Origin of the sequence: Terrabacter sp. NPDC000476, assembly GCF_040300125.1 — a bacterium.
GTDB lineage: Bacteria > Actinomycetota > Actinomycetes > Actinomycetales > Dermatophilaceae > Terrabacter.
Genome location: NZ_JBEPDF010000004.1, coordinates 129,006 through 143,701 on the forward strand (window position 1 = coordinate 129,006; position 14,696 = coordinate 143,701).

Annotated in this window: 15 protein-coding genes; 8 read left to right on the forward strand and 7 right to left on the reverse strand. The window is 72.5% G+C overall.

Annotated elements, in window-relative coordinates; genetic code table 11:
- Positions 1-73: 73 nt before the first annotated feature.
- A complete protein-coding gene (locus ABT295_RS19460) occupies positions 74-877 on the forward strand; it encodes an RDD family protein (RefSeq protein WP_352396063.1) in 804 nt (267 codons plus the stop codon).
- A gap of 109 nt (positions 878-986) precedes the next feature.
- Complete coding sequence (locus tag ABT295_RS19465) at positions 987-2,546, forward strand: DHA2 family efflux MFS transporter permease subunit (protein ID WP_352396064.1); 1,560 nt, start codon at positions 987-989, stop codon at positions 2,544-2,546.
- Between the two features lie 50 nt (positions 2,547-2,596).
- Here ABT295_RS19465 and fahA read toward each other — a convergent pair whose 3' ends face one another.
- Both fahA and ABT295_RS19475 read right to left on the reverse strand, forming a co-directional pair.
- On the reverse strand, positions 2,597-3,832 hold the full coding sequence (gene fahA / locus ABT295_RS19470) for a fumarylacetoacetase (protein WP_352396065.1): 1,236 nt from the start codon (positions 3,830-3,832) through the stop codon (positions 2,597-2,599).
- Positions 3,829-4,698 carry a hypothetical protein gene (locus tag ABT295_RS19475; protein WP_352396066.1) on the reverse strand — a complete coding sequence of 290 codons (870 nt, stop codon included), beginning with the start codon at positions 4,696-4,698 and terminating at the stop codon, positions 3,829-3,831. Before ABT295_RS19475 ends, fahA begins: the two co-directional genes overlap by 4 nt.
- Before the next feature lie 84 nt (positions 4,699-4,782).
- On the opposite strand from ABT295_RS19475, the gene ABT295_RS19480 reads away from it, so the two are divergent.
- Positions 4,783-6,066, forward strand: coding sequence for a homogentisate 1,2-dioxygenase (locus ABT295_RS19480; RefSeq protein ID WP_352396067.1), 1,284 nt, complete (start codon positions 4,783-4,785; stop codon positions 6,064-6,066).
- Between the two features lie 5 nt (positions 6,067-6,071).
- Positions 6,072-6,770, forward strand: coding sequence for an IclR family transcriptional regulator (locus ABT295_RS19485; RefSeq protein WP_352396068.1), 699 nt, complete (start codon positions 6,072-6,074; stop codon positions 6,768-6,770).
- Here the strand turns inward: ABT295_RS19485 and ABT295_RS19490 are convergent.
- Entirely contained in the window at positions 6,767-7,381 is a 615-nt protein-coding gene (locus tag ABT295_RS19490) for an isochorismatase family protein (protein ID WP_352396069.1), read from the reverse strand. The two genes, ABT295_RS19485 and ABT295_RS19490, sit on opposite strands and share 4 nt — an antisense overlap.
- Before the next feature lie 3 nt (positions 7,382-7,384).
- On the reverse strand, positions 7,385-8,698 hold the full coding sequence (locus ABT295_RS19495; RefSeq protein ID WP_352396070.1) for a nicotinate phosphoribosyltransferase: 1,314 nt from the start codon (positions 8,696-8,698) through the stop codon (positions 7,385-7,387).
- A gap of 47 nt (positions 8,699-8,745) precedes the next feature.
- On the opposite strand from ABT295_RS19495, the gene clpS reads away from it, so the two are divergent.
- From clpS to ABT295_RS19510, 3 genes are read left to right on the forward strand one after another with little or no spacing between them, the layout of a single operon-like run.
- On the forward strand, positions 8,746-9,051 hold the full coding sequence (gene clpS / locus ABT295_RS19500; RefSeq protein ID WP_352396071.1) for an ATP-dependent Clp protease adapter ClpS: 306 nt from the start codon (positions 8,746-8,748) through the stop codon (positions 9,049-9,051).
- Positions 9,051-9,749 carry a DUF2017 domain-containing protein gene (locus ABT295_RS19505; RefSeq protein ID WP_352396072.1) on the forward strand — a complete coding sequence of 233 codons (699 nt, stop codon included), beginning with the start codon at positions 9,051-9,053 and terminating at the stop codon, positions 9,747-9,749. Before clpS ends, ABT295_RS19505 begins: the two co-directional genes overlap by 1 nt.
- A gap of 57 nt (positions 9,750-9,806) precedes the next feature.
- Entirely contained in the window at positions 9,807-10,574 is a 768-nt protein-coding gene (locus ABT295_RS19510; RefSeq protein ID WP_352396073.1) for an MBL fold metallo-hydrolase, read from the forward strand.
- 25 nt (positions 10,575-10,599) lie between these two features.
- Here the strand turns inward: ABT295_RS19510 and ABT295_RS19515 are convergent, their stop codons facing one another.
- The 3 genes from ABT295_RS19515 to ABT295_RS19525 are packed head-to-tail and all read right to left on the reverse strand — an operon-like array spanning position 10,600 to position 13,603.
- A complete protein-coding gene (locus ABT295_RS19515) occupies positions 10,600-11,421 on the reverse strand; it encodes a carbohydrate ABC transporter permease (protein WP_352396074.1) in 822 nt (273 codons plus the stop codon).
- A complete protein-coding gene (locus ABT295_RS19520; protein ID WP_352396075.1) occupies positions 11,418-12,308 on the reverse strand; it encodes a carbohydrate ABC transporter permease in 891 nt (296 codons plus the stop codon). Before ABT295_RS19520 ends, ABT295_RS19515 begins: the two co-directional genes overlap by 4 nt.
- Positions 12,305-13,603, reverse strand: a complete 1,299-nt coding sequence (locus ABT295_RS19525; RefSeq protein ID WP_352396076.1) for an ABC transporter substrate-binding protein — start codon at positions 13,601-13,603, stop codon at positions 12,305-12,307. The genes ABT295_RS19520 and ABT295_RS19525 overlap by 4 nt, the downstream gene beginning before the upstream one ends.
- Positions 13,604-13,806: 203 nt before the next feature.
- On the opposite strand from ABT295_RS19525, the gene ABT295_RS19530 reads away from it, so the two are divergent.
- Entirely contained in the window at positions 13,807-14,679 is an 873-nt protein-coding gene (locus ABT295_RS19530; RefSeq protein WP_352396077.1) for an aldo/keto reductase, read from the forward strand.
- Positions 14,680-14,696: the final 17 nt, after the last annotated feature.

Consider the following 14,696-nt stretch of genomic DNA (forward strand, 5'->3'; position numbering starts at 1 on the left):
CCCCGCTCCTCGCGCGACCCCGGTCCCGGCATGCCGGGACCGGGGTCGCGCCGGCTCATGGCACAGTTGAGCCATGAGCCAGCAGCCCTCCGGGTGGTACGACGACCCGAGCAACCCCGACATGCTCCGTTACTGGGACGGGGTGTCGTGGACGAACCACACCGCCCCGCGCAAGTCGCCGACGGCCGGGCCGGTCTCGTCCGGTGGCGCGGCGGGCGGGTCGGTGGGCGTGGACCGCACGGGAGCGGCGGCGGCCACGCCGACCCGGCCCGAGCCCGCCCGGCAGGCCGGGGTCCCGCAGGCGCCGCAGCAGTACTACCAGCAGGCTCCGGCCAACGCCCAGTGGATGCACGACATCCGCACCACCGCCGACGGCGTGCAGCTCGCGTCGTGGGGCAAGCGCTTCGGCGCGTGGGTGGTCGACGGGATCATCCTCGCGATCGTCGGCGGGTTCGTCTCGTGGTTCGCCACCCCGGCCCTCTCGACGCGCTTCGCCGAGCTCGTCGACGCCGCCGAGGCGGGCGACCAGGCGCGGCTCACGGCCATCCAGGGCGACCTGGCCGGGCCGGTGCTGCAGTTCTCGATCGTGCTGTGGCTCGTCACGACCGCCTACTGCCTCATCTTCTGGACGACGACGGGCCAGACGCCCGGCAAGAGGGTGCTCGGCATCAGCGTCCGGCGAGCCGACCGGCCCGGTCCGCTGCCGATCGGCACCGCGGTGCTGCGTCGGGTCGTGCCGCTCCTGGGCCAGTTCGTCCCGTTCCTGTCCCTCCTCGACGGGCTCTGGCCGCTCTGGGACGACAAGCGGCAGGCCGTGCACGACAAGCTCGCCGGCACCCAGGTCGTCGAGGGCAAGCAGCCGCGCCACCAGGCCTGAGTCGCGGTCTGGGCCGGTCTGGGCCGGCAAAGTCGCTTGCGCCGCTGTCGGTGGTCGGCGCGAGAATGGGGGTTGCCCCGGACGCCCTGCTCGCCCCCTCGGAGGTCCCGTGACCGCTCCCGCCGCTCCGGCCCCGCCTGAATACCCCGACGCCATCGACGCGGCGGTCCTCAAGATCGCCGGCGTCGTCGTGCTCGGCGCCATCATGTCGATCCTCGACATCACCGTCGTCAACATCGCCCTGACGAAGTTCCAGACGGAGTTCGCCGAGCCGGGTGGCCAGCCGCTGCTCTACTCCACCGTGGCGTGGACGGTGACGGCCTACACGCTCGCGCTCGCCACGGTCATCCCGCTCACCGGCTGGGCGGCCGACCGCTTCGGCACCAAGCGGCTCTACATCATGGCCGTCGTCCTCTTCACCGCCGGTTCGGCGCTCTGCGCCACGGCGGGCTCGATCGAGGTGCTCATCGGCTACCGCGTGCTGCAGGGTCTCGGCGGCGGCATGCTCATGCCGCTCGGCATGACGATCATGACGCGGGCCGCGGGTCCGGCGCGGATGGGCCGGCTGATGGCTATCCTCGGCATCCCCATGCTGCTCGGCCCGATCTTCGGCCCGATCCTCGGTGGATGGCTCATCGACAACTACTCGTGGCACTGGATCTTCCTCATCAACGTGCCGATCGGGGTCGTCGCCGTGGCCTACGCGCTCTGGGCGCTGCCGTCCGACGCCCCCGAGCCGTCCGAGTCGTTCGACGTCGTCGGCATGCTCCTCATGTCACCAGGCCTCGCGCTCTTCCTCTACGGCGTCAGCTCGATCCCGGGGGAGCGCACCGTCGGCTCGGCGAAGGTGCTCGTGCCCGGGCTCGTGGGCCTGGTGATGATCGCGGCGTTCGTCGTCTACAGCTTCCGCCCGACGCACCCGCTGCTCGACCTGCGGCTCTTCGCCAACCGGCGCCTCACCGTCGCGACGATCACGATGTTCCTCTTCGGCGCGGCCTTCTTCGGTGGCCTGCTCCTCGTGCCGCAGTACCTCCAGCAGGTGCGCGGCGAGACCCCCCTCCACGCCGCCTACCTCATGGTGCCGCAGGGCATCGGCGCGATGCTGACGATGCCGGTGGCGGGGGCGCTCGCCGACAAGCTCCCGGTCGGGCGCATCGTCCCGTTCGGCCTGCTGCTCATCACCGGTGGGATGTTCGCCCTGACGCAGGTGACGGCCGAGACGTCGTACTGGGGCTACCTCATCCCGGTGCTCTTCGTCATGGGGCTCGGCATGGGCGGCACGATGATGCCGATCATGACCTCCGCCCTCAAGACGCTGACGCACCACCAGGTGGCCCGGGGCTCGACGCTGCTCAACATCACCCAGCAGATCGCCAGCTCGATCGGCGTCGCCGTCATCTCGGTCGTCTTCACGAGCTACCTGACCGCGTCGCCGACGGCGGGAGCCGTGCTCGCGGCGCAGTTCGACCCCGCCGTCAGGGAGCAGCTCGGCGCGCAGGGTCTGGCCCAGGCCGTCTCCGAGCTCGCCGACGTCTACGGCAAGACCTTCCTCATCGCGGCGATCCTCTGCGCGACGACCCTCGTCGCGGCCGCGTTCCTCCCGCGCCGGCACGAGAGCTCGCACCTGCTCGACGACGAGGCGCCGGCCGCACCGGTCGTCCTGCACTGACCAGAGGTCGCAGATCGCTGGTCGCAGGTCGCGGCCCGCGACCTGCGACCTCAGCGGGCCGGGCGGATGGTGCCGGTCACCTCGGCGATCCCGATGCGGGACCCGCCGGGGCCCGGCGCCCAGGCCGTCATCGTCACCGTGTCGCCGTCCTCGAGGAAGCCGCGGGTCGTGCCGTCGTCGAGCGGGAGCGGCTCGGTGCCGTTCCACGTCAGCTCGAGCAGGCTGCCGCGGCTCTCGCGGACGGGGCCGCTGATCGTGCCGGAGCCGAAGAGGTCGCCGTCGCGGATCGAGGCACCGTTGACGGTGAGGTGCGCGAGCATCTGGGCGGGTGACCAGTACATGCCGGCGTGCTCGGGTCGCGAGACCACGGTGCCGTTCAGCGCCACCTCGACGTGCACGTCGAGCCCGAAGGCGTCGCCGCGCAGGTAGGGCAGCACCTCGGGGTCGGTCTGGCCCGGCAGCGCGACGCGGGCGGTGTCGAGCGCCTCGAGCGGGGTGACCCAGGCCGACACCGAGGTGGCGAAGGACTTGCCGAGGAAGGGGCCGAGCGGCACGTACTCCCAGGCCTGCAGGTCGCGGGCGCTCCAGTCGTTGAGCAGCACGACGCCGAAGAGGTGGTCGGCGGCCTCGTCGACCGACACGCGGGAGCCGAGGGCCGTCGCCCCGCCGACGACGTAGCCGAGCTCGGCCTCGATGTCGAGACGGATGCTCGGCCCGAAGACGGGGGCGGGGTCGTTCGGTCCCTTGCGCTGGCCGGTCGGCCGCACGACGTCGGTGCCCGAGACGACCACGGTGCCGGCACGGCCGTGGTAGCCGATCGGCAGGTGCTTCCAGTTGGGCGGCAGCGCGGCGTTGTCGGGCCGGAAGATCTGGCCGACGTTGCTCGCGTGGTCCTCGCTCGCGTAGAAGTCGACGTAGTCGGCGACCTCGATCGGTAGGTGGAGCACGACCTCCTCGAGGCGGTGCAGGTGCGGGGTGACGCCTGCACGGTGCACGTCGTCGCGCAGGACCTCGGTGAGCCAGGCCCGCGCGGTCGTCCAGGCCGGTCGGCCGAGCGCGAGGAACGCGTTGAGGCTCGGGGTCTGCCACGCGGTCGCGAGATCGGGGCCGTCGCCGACGAGCCCGGCGTCGCGGCCGACGGCGGCGACCGCCCCGGCGTCGAGGACGAGGTCGCCGATGCGGACCCCCACCCGGCGGGTGGGGTCGGTCGGCGTGCTGAAGACGCCGTAGGGGAGGGTGTCGATGCCGAACGGGTGGTCGTCGGGCACGTCGAGCCAGGTGGTCACCGCTGCTGCTCCTTCGGGGGGACGGACGGGATGAGGCCCAGGGCCTCGAGCTCGCGCAGCGGGTCGAGCACGCCGCAGCAGCCGTAGGCCGTGAAGCTGGCGCGCACGCGCTCGGCGTCGTCGGGGCCGAGCGAGGAGACGGCGGTGACGAGCACCTCGGTGTCGCGTCGGGCGAGCTCGCCGGCGAGCTCGTCGGCCTCCGCGCCGTGCAGCGCCTCGTGCGTCGCGAGCAGCACGTTGAGCAGACCGTGGCCGTCCTGGCCGTCGTGGCGGCCGCGGACCGTGTGGTGCAGCCCGCCGGTCAGCTTGAAGGGCAGGCCGCGCAGCACGGTGGCGTCGAGGAAGCCGGCCAGCGCCGCCTCGTCGGGCCAGCTCCACGAGGGGGTGGCGCCGGTCCGGAACTTCACCGTGACGTCGTGCTCGTCGTCCACCGCCGCGGCCACGTCGTCGAGCCCGCGCTCCTGCTCGTCACCGAGCCCGACCTCGACGACGACGGGCAGCTCCACCGCGAGCAGGTCGCGCCACGTGTCCGACCAGCCGACCTCGGCCGCCACGACGACGACGCGGGTGTCCGTGCGCAGGGCCTCGAGGGCGGCCGTCACCGTCTCGGTCGGCGTGCCGGGCCGGGCCACGAGCCCGACCTCGAGCGGGGCGTCGGCGGTACGGGCGTCCGCGGCCGCGAGCTCGGCGACCTCCCGGGCCGACGAGGCCGGCACGAGCAGCGCGCCGACGTGGGCGGCATACGGGCCGGTGCGCCGATCGAGGTGCTCGCGGACCGCCACGTCGAGCGGGGCGAGCCCCGGCGGGAAGACGGCCGCGTCGTCGACGAGGCGGTCGAAGAGGGGCGCGAAGGGCGTCCTTGACATGGTGGGGAGCGTACTCCACTGTGGCAATAGCGATACAGTGGCGTCCGCTGAGCGGACGTCACTCGGACACGAGAGGCGACGGTCATGGCGCACTACCAGGCGATGGGCAGCATCCCCCCGAAGCGGCACACGCAGCACCGCCGACCGTCCACCGACGAGGCGCCCGGAGAGCTCTACTACGAGGAGCTGATGGGCGAGGAGGGCTTCAGCTCCGACAGCTCGCTGCTCTACCACCGCAACATCCCGTCGACGACGATCGCCTCGGCCGTGTGGGAGCTGCCCGACCAGTCCACGACGCCGAACCACCCGCTCGTGCCGCGCCACCTCAAGCTGCACGACCTCTTCGACGCCGCTGCCGTGGACGGCACCGACGTCGTCACCGGGCGCCGGCTCGTGCTGGGCAACGGAGACGTCCGCATCTCCTACGTCGTCGCCGGCGCGCCGAGCCCGTGGTACCGCAACGGGATCGGCGACGAGTGCGTCTACGTCGAGCGTGGCAGGGCGCGGGTCGAGACGGTGTTCGGCGCCTTCGAGGTGGCCGAGGGCGACTACGTCGTCATCCCGCGGGCGACGACGCACCGCTGGATCCCCGAGCCGTCGGACACCGACCCGCTCCGGGCCTACTGCATCGAGGCGAACAGCCACATCGCTCCGCCCAAGCGCTACCTCAGCAAGTACGGCCAGCTGCTCGAGCACGCGCCGTACTGCGAGCGTGACCTGCGCCAGCCCGACGGGCCGCTCCTCGCCGAGCACGTCGGTGAGAGCCCCGACGCGCAGACCGACGTGCTCATCAAGCACCGCGGCAACGGCCCCGGTGGGGTGGTGGGCACGGTCCACACGCTGCCCTTCCACCCGCTCGACGTCGTCGGGTGGGACGGCTGCCTCTACCCCTACGTCTTCAACGTGCGCGACTTCGAGCCGATCACCGGCCGGATCCACCAGCCGCCGCCCGTGCACCAGGTCTTCGAGGGCTGGAACTTCGTCATCTGCAACTTCGTGCCGCGCAAGGTCGACTACCACCCGCTCGCCATCCCGGTGCCCTACTACCACTCGAACGTCGACAGCGACGAGATCATGTTCTACGTCGACGGTGACTACGAGGCGCGCAAGGGCTCGGGGATCGGCCGGGGTTCGGTCTCCGTGCACCCGGGCGGGCACCCGCACGGCCCCCAGCCGGGCGCGACCGAGGGGTCCATCGGCGTCGAGAGCTTCGACGAGCTGGCCGTCATGGTCGACACGTTCCGCCCGCTCGAGCTCGGCGAGGGCGGGCGTGCCGTGGACGACGGCCGCTACGCGATGTCGTGGTCCCGCGGGGTGGCCGGCGCCGGTTCCGGCGACGGCTCCGGCGGCGCGCACTCCGAGGGCTGAGCGCGATGAGCGGTGCCGGGCCCGCGCCGAAAGGGGAGTCCTCCCAGGCCCTCGATCGCGGCATCCGTCTGCTCGAGCTGCTCGCTGCCACAAGCGGATCCGCGGGTCTGACCATCACCGAGCTTGCCGCCGCGCTGGGCGTCGGGCGTCCCGTCGTCTACCGGCTCGTCACCACGCTCGAGCAGCACCGCCTCGTCGCCCGCGCGGCGGACGGGCGGGTGCGCCTGGCCCTCGGCATCAGCCGCCTCGCGTCGGCGGTGACGCCGGTCGTGCGCGCCGAGGCCCGCCCCGTGCTGCGTGAGCTGGCCGACGCGGTCGGGGCCACCGCGCACCTGACGATCGCCGAGGGCGACGAGGCGCTCGCGCTCGTCGTCGTCGAGCCGTCGTGGACCGACGTCCACGTCGCCTACCGGTCGGGTGCCCGGCACGGGCTCGACCAGGGCGCGGCGGGGCGCGCGATCCTCGCGGGCCGCGCGGGCCGCAGCGGCCCGGTCTCGACGGACGGGGAGCTGCAGGCCGGCGCGCACGGCCTCGCCCTCGCGCTGGCCGTCGCCGGCGGCGCGGGGGGTGCGCAGGGCGCGTCGGACGCCGGGCCCTGCGTCGAGGCCTCGGTCGGCGTCGTCTCGCTCGAACCGCTCGACGCCCGGGTCGTGGGCCCGCGCCTCGAGCGCGCGGCCGCGGCCCTGCGAGCCGTGATCCGCTAGGCCGGAACGGTGGGGGAGCCGAGCAGCCGCACCCCGGCCTCGGCCAGCTGGGCGAGCGCGGCCTCGGTGGTCGCCCGGGCGACGCCCGCGGTGAGGTCGAGCAGCACGACGGTCTCGAAGCCCTCGCGCCGGGCGTCGAGCGCCGTGGCGCGCACGCAGTGGTCCGTCGCGATGCCGACCACGTCGACGCGGGTCACGTCGCGCTCGCGCAGCCACGTCGCGAGGGCCACCTGCTCGTCGTCGGCCGAGCGGCCCTCGAAACCGCTGTAGGCGGCGGCGTGCTCGCCCTTGCGGAACACCGCCTCGACGACGTGCAGGGCGGGCGCGAGCTGGGGGTGGAAGTCCGCGCCGTCGCTGTCCGCCACGCAGTGCACCGGCCAGGAGTCGACGTAGTCGGGAGTCGTCGAGAAGTGGTCGCCGGGGTCGACGTGCCAGTCGGCCGTCGCGACGACGTGGTCGTAGTCGGCGAGGTGGGCGGAGACGTGCTCGCCGATGCGCAGGGCGACGTCCGCGCCGCCGGCCACGGCGAGCGACCCGCCCTCGCAGAAGTCGTTCTGGACGTCGACGACGACCAGCGCCCTGCCCGTGCGTTCGACCGTGGATCCACCCATGGCTCAGTCCTCCTCGTAGACGGTGGGGATGACGGGCTCCCCACGCGACAGCTGCCTGGCGGCCCGGGGGAGCTCGGCGCGCGAGGCCTCGTGACGGGCCCGTGCCTCGTGGATGTCCTGGTGGTCGACGACCTCGCCGCCCCGGACGAGCTCGACCATGAGCGGGCGGTCGTCGCCGTCGTTGCTCGGCACCTCGCCGATGCCGATGACCTCCGCCTGGGCGACGCCGGTGCTGCTGAGCCGGCGCATGGCCCACTTGCGGCCGCCCACCGACGTCTTGTCCTTGCTCTTCTTGGCGACGCCGCGCATGACGCCCGACGCGTCCTCGCGCTGGACGAGCTTGTAGACCATGGACGCCGTCGGCGACCCCGAGCCCGTCACGAGCGCCGTACCCACCCCGTAGCCGCTGACCGGCCCGGCGGCGAGGGCCGCGATGGCGTACTCGTCGAGGTCGGAGGTGACGATGATGCGGGTGTCGGTGTTGCCCGCGGCGTCGAGCTGCGCGCGCACCTCGGTGGCCTGGATGAGCAGGTCGCCCGAGTCGAGGCGCACCGCGCCGAGCTCGGGTCCGGCGATCTCCATCGCGAGGTCGACCGCGGCATGCACGTCGTAGGTGTCGACGAGCAGCGTCGTGCCCTTCCCGAGCGCCTCCACCTGCGCCGTGAACGCCTCGCGCTCGGAGTCGTAGAGGAGGGTGAAGGCGTGCGCGGCCGTGCCCGTCGTCGGCACGCCGTGGCGGCGTCCGGCCTCGAGGTTGCTCGTCGCGTCGAAGCCGGCGACGTAGGCGGCCCGTGCCGCGGCGACAGCCGCCTCCTCGTGCGTGCGGCGCGACCCCATCTCGATGCACGGCCGGCCGCCCGCGGCCGTCGTCATGCGGGAGGCCGCCGAGGCGATCGCCGTGTCGTGGTTGAGGATCGAGAGCACGAGCGTCTCGAGCACGACCCCCTCCGCGAAGGTGGACTCGACGACGAGGACGGGGGACTGGGGGAAGTAGCACTCGCCCTCGGCGTAGCCGCTCACGTCGCCGGTGAAGCGGTAGTCGGCGAGCCAGTCGAGCGTCGGGCGGTCGACGACGTCCGCGCGCTCGAGGTCCGCCAGCTCGGCGTCACCGAAGCGGAAGCTCTCGAGGGCCTCGAGGAACCGGCCGGTGCCGGCGACGACGCCGTAGCGCCGCCCGTCCGGCAGGCGCCGGGCGAAGGCCTCGAAGACGCAGCGCCGGTGCGCCTCGCCCGACGCCAGGGCTGCCTGCAGCATCGTCAGCTCGTAGTGGTCGGTCAGCAGCGCCGTGCTCGCGGGGTGGGGGCTCGTCGGGCTCACGCCTCCACCCTAGGCGGCAGAGGCGCCCGTGCACCTAGGGTGGCCCTGTGACTGCAGCCGTGCTCTCCCTCGCACCCGTCGAGCAGGAGGTGACCTCCGAGTCGAAGGTCGTGGCGCCCGACCTGCCCTGGGTGACGCTCGTGTGGAACGACCCCGTCAACCTCATGACGTACGTGACGTGGGTCTTCGAGTCCTACTTCGGCTACCCCCGCAGCAAGGCCGAGAAGCTGATGATGGACGTCCACCTCAAGGGACGGGCCGTCGTCTCGAACGGACCGCGCGAGTCGATGGAGCGCGACGCGGAGGCCCTGCAGGGCTACGGCCTGTGGGCCACCTTCGAGAAGGACTCCTGATGGCCAGGGCCTTCCTGCGTGAGGACGACCACTTCGTTGCGCACCTCGACGCCACCGAGCGCACGGTGCTCTCCGGGCTGATGCAGCAGACCCGGATGCTGCTCTCCCCGGAGATCGAGGCGACCGGCGACGTCTTCGACGACCTCGCCGCCTCGATCGGGCCCGTCCCGGATGCCGGTGACGCGGTGAGCGACGGACCCGACCACCCCGAGCGCCGCGACCCGGCCCTCGACCGGCTGCTGCCGACGGCGCACCGGGGCGACGACCAGGTCGCCGCCGAGTTCCGGCGCCTCACCGAGGAGGGCCTGCGCCAGCGCAAGAGCGGCAACCTCGACGCCGCCGTGCGTGCCCTCGACGTGCCCGTCGGCGACCGGGTCGAGCTCGACCAGGGCCAGGCGCCCGCCTTCCTGATGGCGCTCACCGACGTGCGGCTGCTCCTCGGCGAGCGGATGGGGATGCGCACCGAGGAGGACGCCGAGGCCCTGCACGCGGCGATGGAGGAGGTCGACGACGACGACCCGCTCGGCTACGCCATGGCCTGGTACGACTTCCTCACCTGGCTGCAGGAGACGCTGACCCAGGCGGTGCTCGGCGACGACCTCGGCGACCTGCCGACGGCATACGCCGAGGACGACGACCCGGACGACGACCCGGACGACGACCCGGACGGCGACGGGGCGGACGACCGGCGGGTGTGACGCAGCCGACCCGCGGGTCCGGGACCGCCGTCGGCGCCGGCACCTAGGCTCGGTGCCGTGGACGTCACCATCATCGGATGCTCGGGATCGTTCGCGGGGCCGCACTCGGCGGCCTCGTGCTATCTCGTGCGCGCCGAGCACGAGGGGCGCACGTGGAGCATCGTGCTCGACCTCGGCAGCGGCGCGCTCGGGCCGCTCCAGCGGCACGTGCAGCCGTATGCCGTCGACGCCGTCCTGCTCAGCCACCTGCACGTCGACCACTGCATCGACATGTGCGGCCTCTACGTCATGATGCGGTACGTGCCGGGCGGCCCCGGCCGAGACCGGCTGCCGGTCTGGGGGCCGCAGGGCAGCGGCGTGCACCTGGCGCGCGCCTACGGCGGTGGCGAGGCCGACAGCCTGCTCGGGGTCTTCGACTTCCACGACGTGCGCGACCGCGAGCCCGTCACCATCGGCCCCTTCACGATCACGCCCGTCCGGGTCGAGCACCCCGTGGAGGCCTACGGCTACCGCGTCGAGGCGGGTGGGCGCGTGCTCGCCTACACCGGTGACACCGACACCTGCGCGGCCCTCGACGACCTGCTGACGGGTGCCGACCTCGTGCTCGCCGACTCGGCGTTCGTCGACGGACGCGACGACGTGCCGGGCATCCACCTCTCGGGCCGCCGCGCGGCCGAGGCAGCCGTGCGGGCCGGCGGCGTGCAGCGCCTCATGCTGACGCACATCCCGGCCTGGAACGACCCCGAGGTGTGCCGCGAGCAGGCCGCTGCGGTGTGGCCGGGCGAGGTCGAGCTCGCCGCGCCCGACGAGACCCACTGCGTCTGAGCCGGGTGCGGGCCCCCCCGCCGGGTCAGCGGATGCCGCTGCGGGCGAAGCCCTGCACGAAGTAGCGCTGGAAGACGAGGAAGAGCAGGACCATCGGCCCGACGTTGACGAGCGCGAAGGCCATCGTGCCGCCGTAGTCGGAGCCGAACTGCCCCTGCAGGTAGAGCAGCCCGATGGGCAGCGTGAAGAGCTCGTTCTGCTTCAGGGCGATGAGCGGCCACGCGAAGTCGTTCCACGTCTGGAGCAGCGTCATGAAGAAGAGCACGGCGATGAGCGGTCTCGACAGGGGCAGGACGATGCGGGTGAAGACCCGCACGTGCCCGGCCCCGTCGATGCGGGCGGCGTCGATGAGCTCGCGCGGGATGGCGAGGATGAACTGGCGCGAGAGGAAGACGCCGAACGCCGACGCCGCCGTGGGCAGGATGACGGCCCAGTAGGTGCCGTAGAGCTGCGCCCCGGTCACGAGGCGGAAGAGCGGCACCATGATCACCTGCACGGGCAGCATCAGGGTCGAGAGCGCGACGAGGAAGAGGAGAGTCGACCCGCGGAAGCGCAGGTGCGCGAAGGCGTAGCCGGAGAGCAGGCTGATCGAGACCGTGATGACGGCGACGACGAGCGAGATCGCGAGCGAGTTGCCGAACCACGTCGCCACCGGGAACGCGGAGAAGACCCGTTCGAAGTTCTCGGTCGTCAGGCTGCGCGGCCACAGCCGCACGTCGCCGCCGAGCAGCTCGGCGCGCGTCGAGAACGCGACGACGACCATCCAGTAGAGCGGGAAGAGGATGACGGCGGCGAGGACGAGGGCAAGGAGCAGCCGCCCGACGTAGCCGGCGCGCGACGCCCTCATTCGACGAGGTCCCGCGTGCGGCTCGTGCGCCACCGGACGACGGTGAAGGCGAGCGTGAGGAGCAGCAGCACGATGCCGATGGCGGCGGCATACCCCTGGTCGCCGGTCACGAAGCCGTTGTCGTAGGCGTAGGTGACGAGCACCGTCGTCGCGTTCTGCGGGCCGCCGCCCGTCATGACGAAGACGATGTCGAACACCTGGAACGAGTAGACGACGTTGAGGATGAGCAGGAAGAACGACGACGGCCCGACGAGCGGAACCGTGAGGTGGCGGAAACGCTGCCAGGCACCCGCGCCGTCGAGCCGCGCGGCCTCGTAGAGCTCGGGGTTGATGGCCTGCAGCCCCGCGAGGTAGATGAGCATGTTGAACCCGACGCGCCACCACAGGGTGACGAGCACGACCGAGGCGAAGGCGGCGGTGCCGTCCGACTGCCAGCTGATCGCCGGGAGCCCGAGCGTGCGCAGCACCTTGTCGACGACCCCCGTGTCCTGGTCGAAGACGAGCACCCCCATGAGCGCCGTCGCCACGCCCGAGATCGCCATCGGGAGGATGAGGATCGAGCGGAAGAGCCCGCGCGCCGGCAGCACCGAGTCGAGGAGCACGGCGACCCCGAGGCCGAGCGCCATCGAGAGCGGGGTGACGAGGACGGTGAAGAGCAGCGTGTTGACGGTGGCCCGCCAGAAGACCGGGTCGCGCACCAGCCGGGTGTAGTTCTCGAGCCCGACGAACTGGCCGGAGCCGAAGCCGTTCGTCCGCTGGACGCTGATGACGACGGCCCAGACGAGGGGGACGAGGACGAAGACGACGAGCAGCACGAGGTTGGGTGCGACGAACGTGTAGCCGGTGAGCGCCTCGCCGCGCGCGAGTCCCGCACGACGCCTCCTCACGAGGCCGTGGCCGCGGCGATCCCGGCCGTCATGCCGGCGAGGGTGGTGGACGTGTCCTGGCCGCCGACGAAGGCCTGCTCGAGCTGGTCCTTGAGCACGGTGATGATCTTCGACATCGACGGCGACGCGACCTGCCCGGAGTCCTGCGCCTTGACCGCGCCGGCCTGGCCGATGAAGACGGGGGAGAGCTCGGGGCGCACGGCGAAGGTGATGCCCGAGGCGTTGAGGTCCTTGCGGGTCGGCAGGAGCGAGGCGCTCTCGCAGAAGCCCTTCATCGAGTCGGCGCGTGTCATGAAGTCGAGGAAGGCGGCGGCCAGCTCGGGCTTGCCCGTCTTCGCCGTCGCGACGAGGGCGTTGCCGCCGAAGTCGCTGGCGGAGCGGGCGTTTCGCGGAGCGAACGTGGCGCCCCACTCGAAGTCGAGCGTCTGCTCGGCGTCCGGGATGAGGAAGGCTCCGCCGAAGTTCATCGCCGTGGTCTGGGCGTACCAGAGGTCGGCCGCGAGCTTCGTCGACTTGACCGAGCTGTTCGGCGGCACGTAGCCCTTCGGGAAGAAGCTCTTCGTGAAGTCGACCGCCTGTCGGCCGGCGTCGGACTCGATCGCGGGGGTGACGAGGTCGTCGGCGAGGAACCGGCCGTCGGACTCGAACAGCCAGGTGAGCCAACGGGTCACGCCGTTGCCCTGCCAGTTGTAGGCGAACGGGTACCGGTCGGTCGGGAGGCTCCGGCGCAGCGCCTGCGCCACCTTCTCGAACTCGGCCCACGTCCAGGCGTCCTCGATCGACGTCGGCACGGCGTCGATGCCGGCCTTGGCCAGGGCGTCCTTGTTGTAGAGGATCGCCGTCGTGTCCGTGTGGTGCGGCACCCCGAACGGCTTCCCCCCGTTCTGCACGGCCGCCCAGGCCGCGGACGTGAACCGGTCGGAGAAGGCGTCGGGCAGGTGCGGCGTCAGGTCGAGCAGCTGGCCGCGGCCGGCATAGCTGCCGAACGTGTAGTAGGGCACCCGGAAGATGTCCGGCGGGTTGCCCGCCTGCAGCTGGGCGTCGACGTTGGTGAACATCTGGGCGTACGGCACGGCGTTGAGCGTCACGGTGGAGCCGGGGTTGGCCTTCTGGAAGGCGGCGATGGCCGTGCGGAAGCCGGCCAGCTCGCTGTCCGTGCCCCACGTCGTGAAGCTCAGGGTGTCGGTGCCCGACGGGCTCGACGAGGACTGCGGCGCGAAGCCGCAGCTCGACAGGAGTGCGGGCAGGGCCACCAGTCCGGTGGCGGTGAGGAAGTGGCGGCGGTCGAGGTCCATGCGGCGCTCCTGAGGCTCGGGTGAGTGATCGTTACCCCGCGCCGGGAGGACTCCACCGAGCCCGCGGATCTTGTCCAAGGTTGGGCCGTCGCCTCCGTGGTGCGCTGCCGCACGACCCGGGTACGGACCATGGCGCGGCGGTGGCCCGCCACCGCCCGCGACGAAGCGAGCGACAGCTCGCACGACACCCAGGAGGCACCCGTATGCAGCAGCGCACCATCGGTGGACGGACGGTCAGCGCCATCGGCCTCGGCGGCATGCCGATGTCGATCGAGGGGCGACCGGAGCGGGAGCGCTCGGTCCGCACCATCCACGCGGCCCTCGATGCCGGCGTCACGCTCATCGACACGGCCGACGCCTACCACCGCGACGCCGACGAGGTCGGCCACAACGAGTCGCTCATCGCCGCGGCGCTCGGCTCGTGGTCGGGCGACGCCGGGGCGGTCCTCGTCGCCACGAAGGGCGGTCACCTGCGTCCCGGCGACGGGTCGTGGACCCTCGACGGCCGTCCCGAGCACCTCAAGGAGGCAGCCAAGGCGTCGCTGGGACGCCTCGGCGGCGACGCCATCGGCCTCTACCAGTTCCACCGCCCCGACCCCGACGTGCCCTACGCCGAGTCGGTCGGCGCGCTGGCCGACCTCCTCGACGAGGGCGTCATCGAGATGGCCGGCATCTCGAACGCGAACCCCGACCAGATCCGAGAGGCGCAGCAGGTGCTCGGCGGCCGTCTGGTGTCGGTGCAGAACCAGTTCTCGCCGGCCTTCCGCAGCAGCCGCGCCGAGCTCGACCTGTGCGCCGAGCTCGGCATCGCGTTCCTGCCCTGGAGCCCGCTCGGTGGGATCAGCAAGGCCGGTGACCTCGGCAGCCGGCACGACGCCTTCGCCGAGGTGGCCCGGGCGCACGACGTCAGCCCGCAGCAGGTCGCCCTCGCCTGGGAGCTGGCCCTCGCCCCGGTCGTCGTCCCGATCCCGGGCGCCTCGCGGCCGCAGAGCATCGAGGACTCGGTGCAGGCGGTGGAGCTCGAGCTGGGCGCCGACGAGGTCGAGCGGCTCTCGCAGGACACGCTGCAGGACTGAGCAGCGGGAGTTCTTAC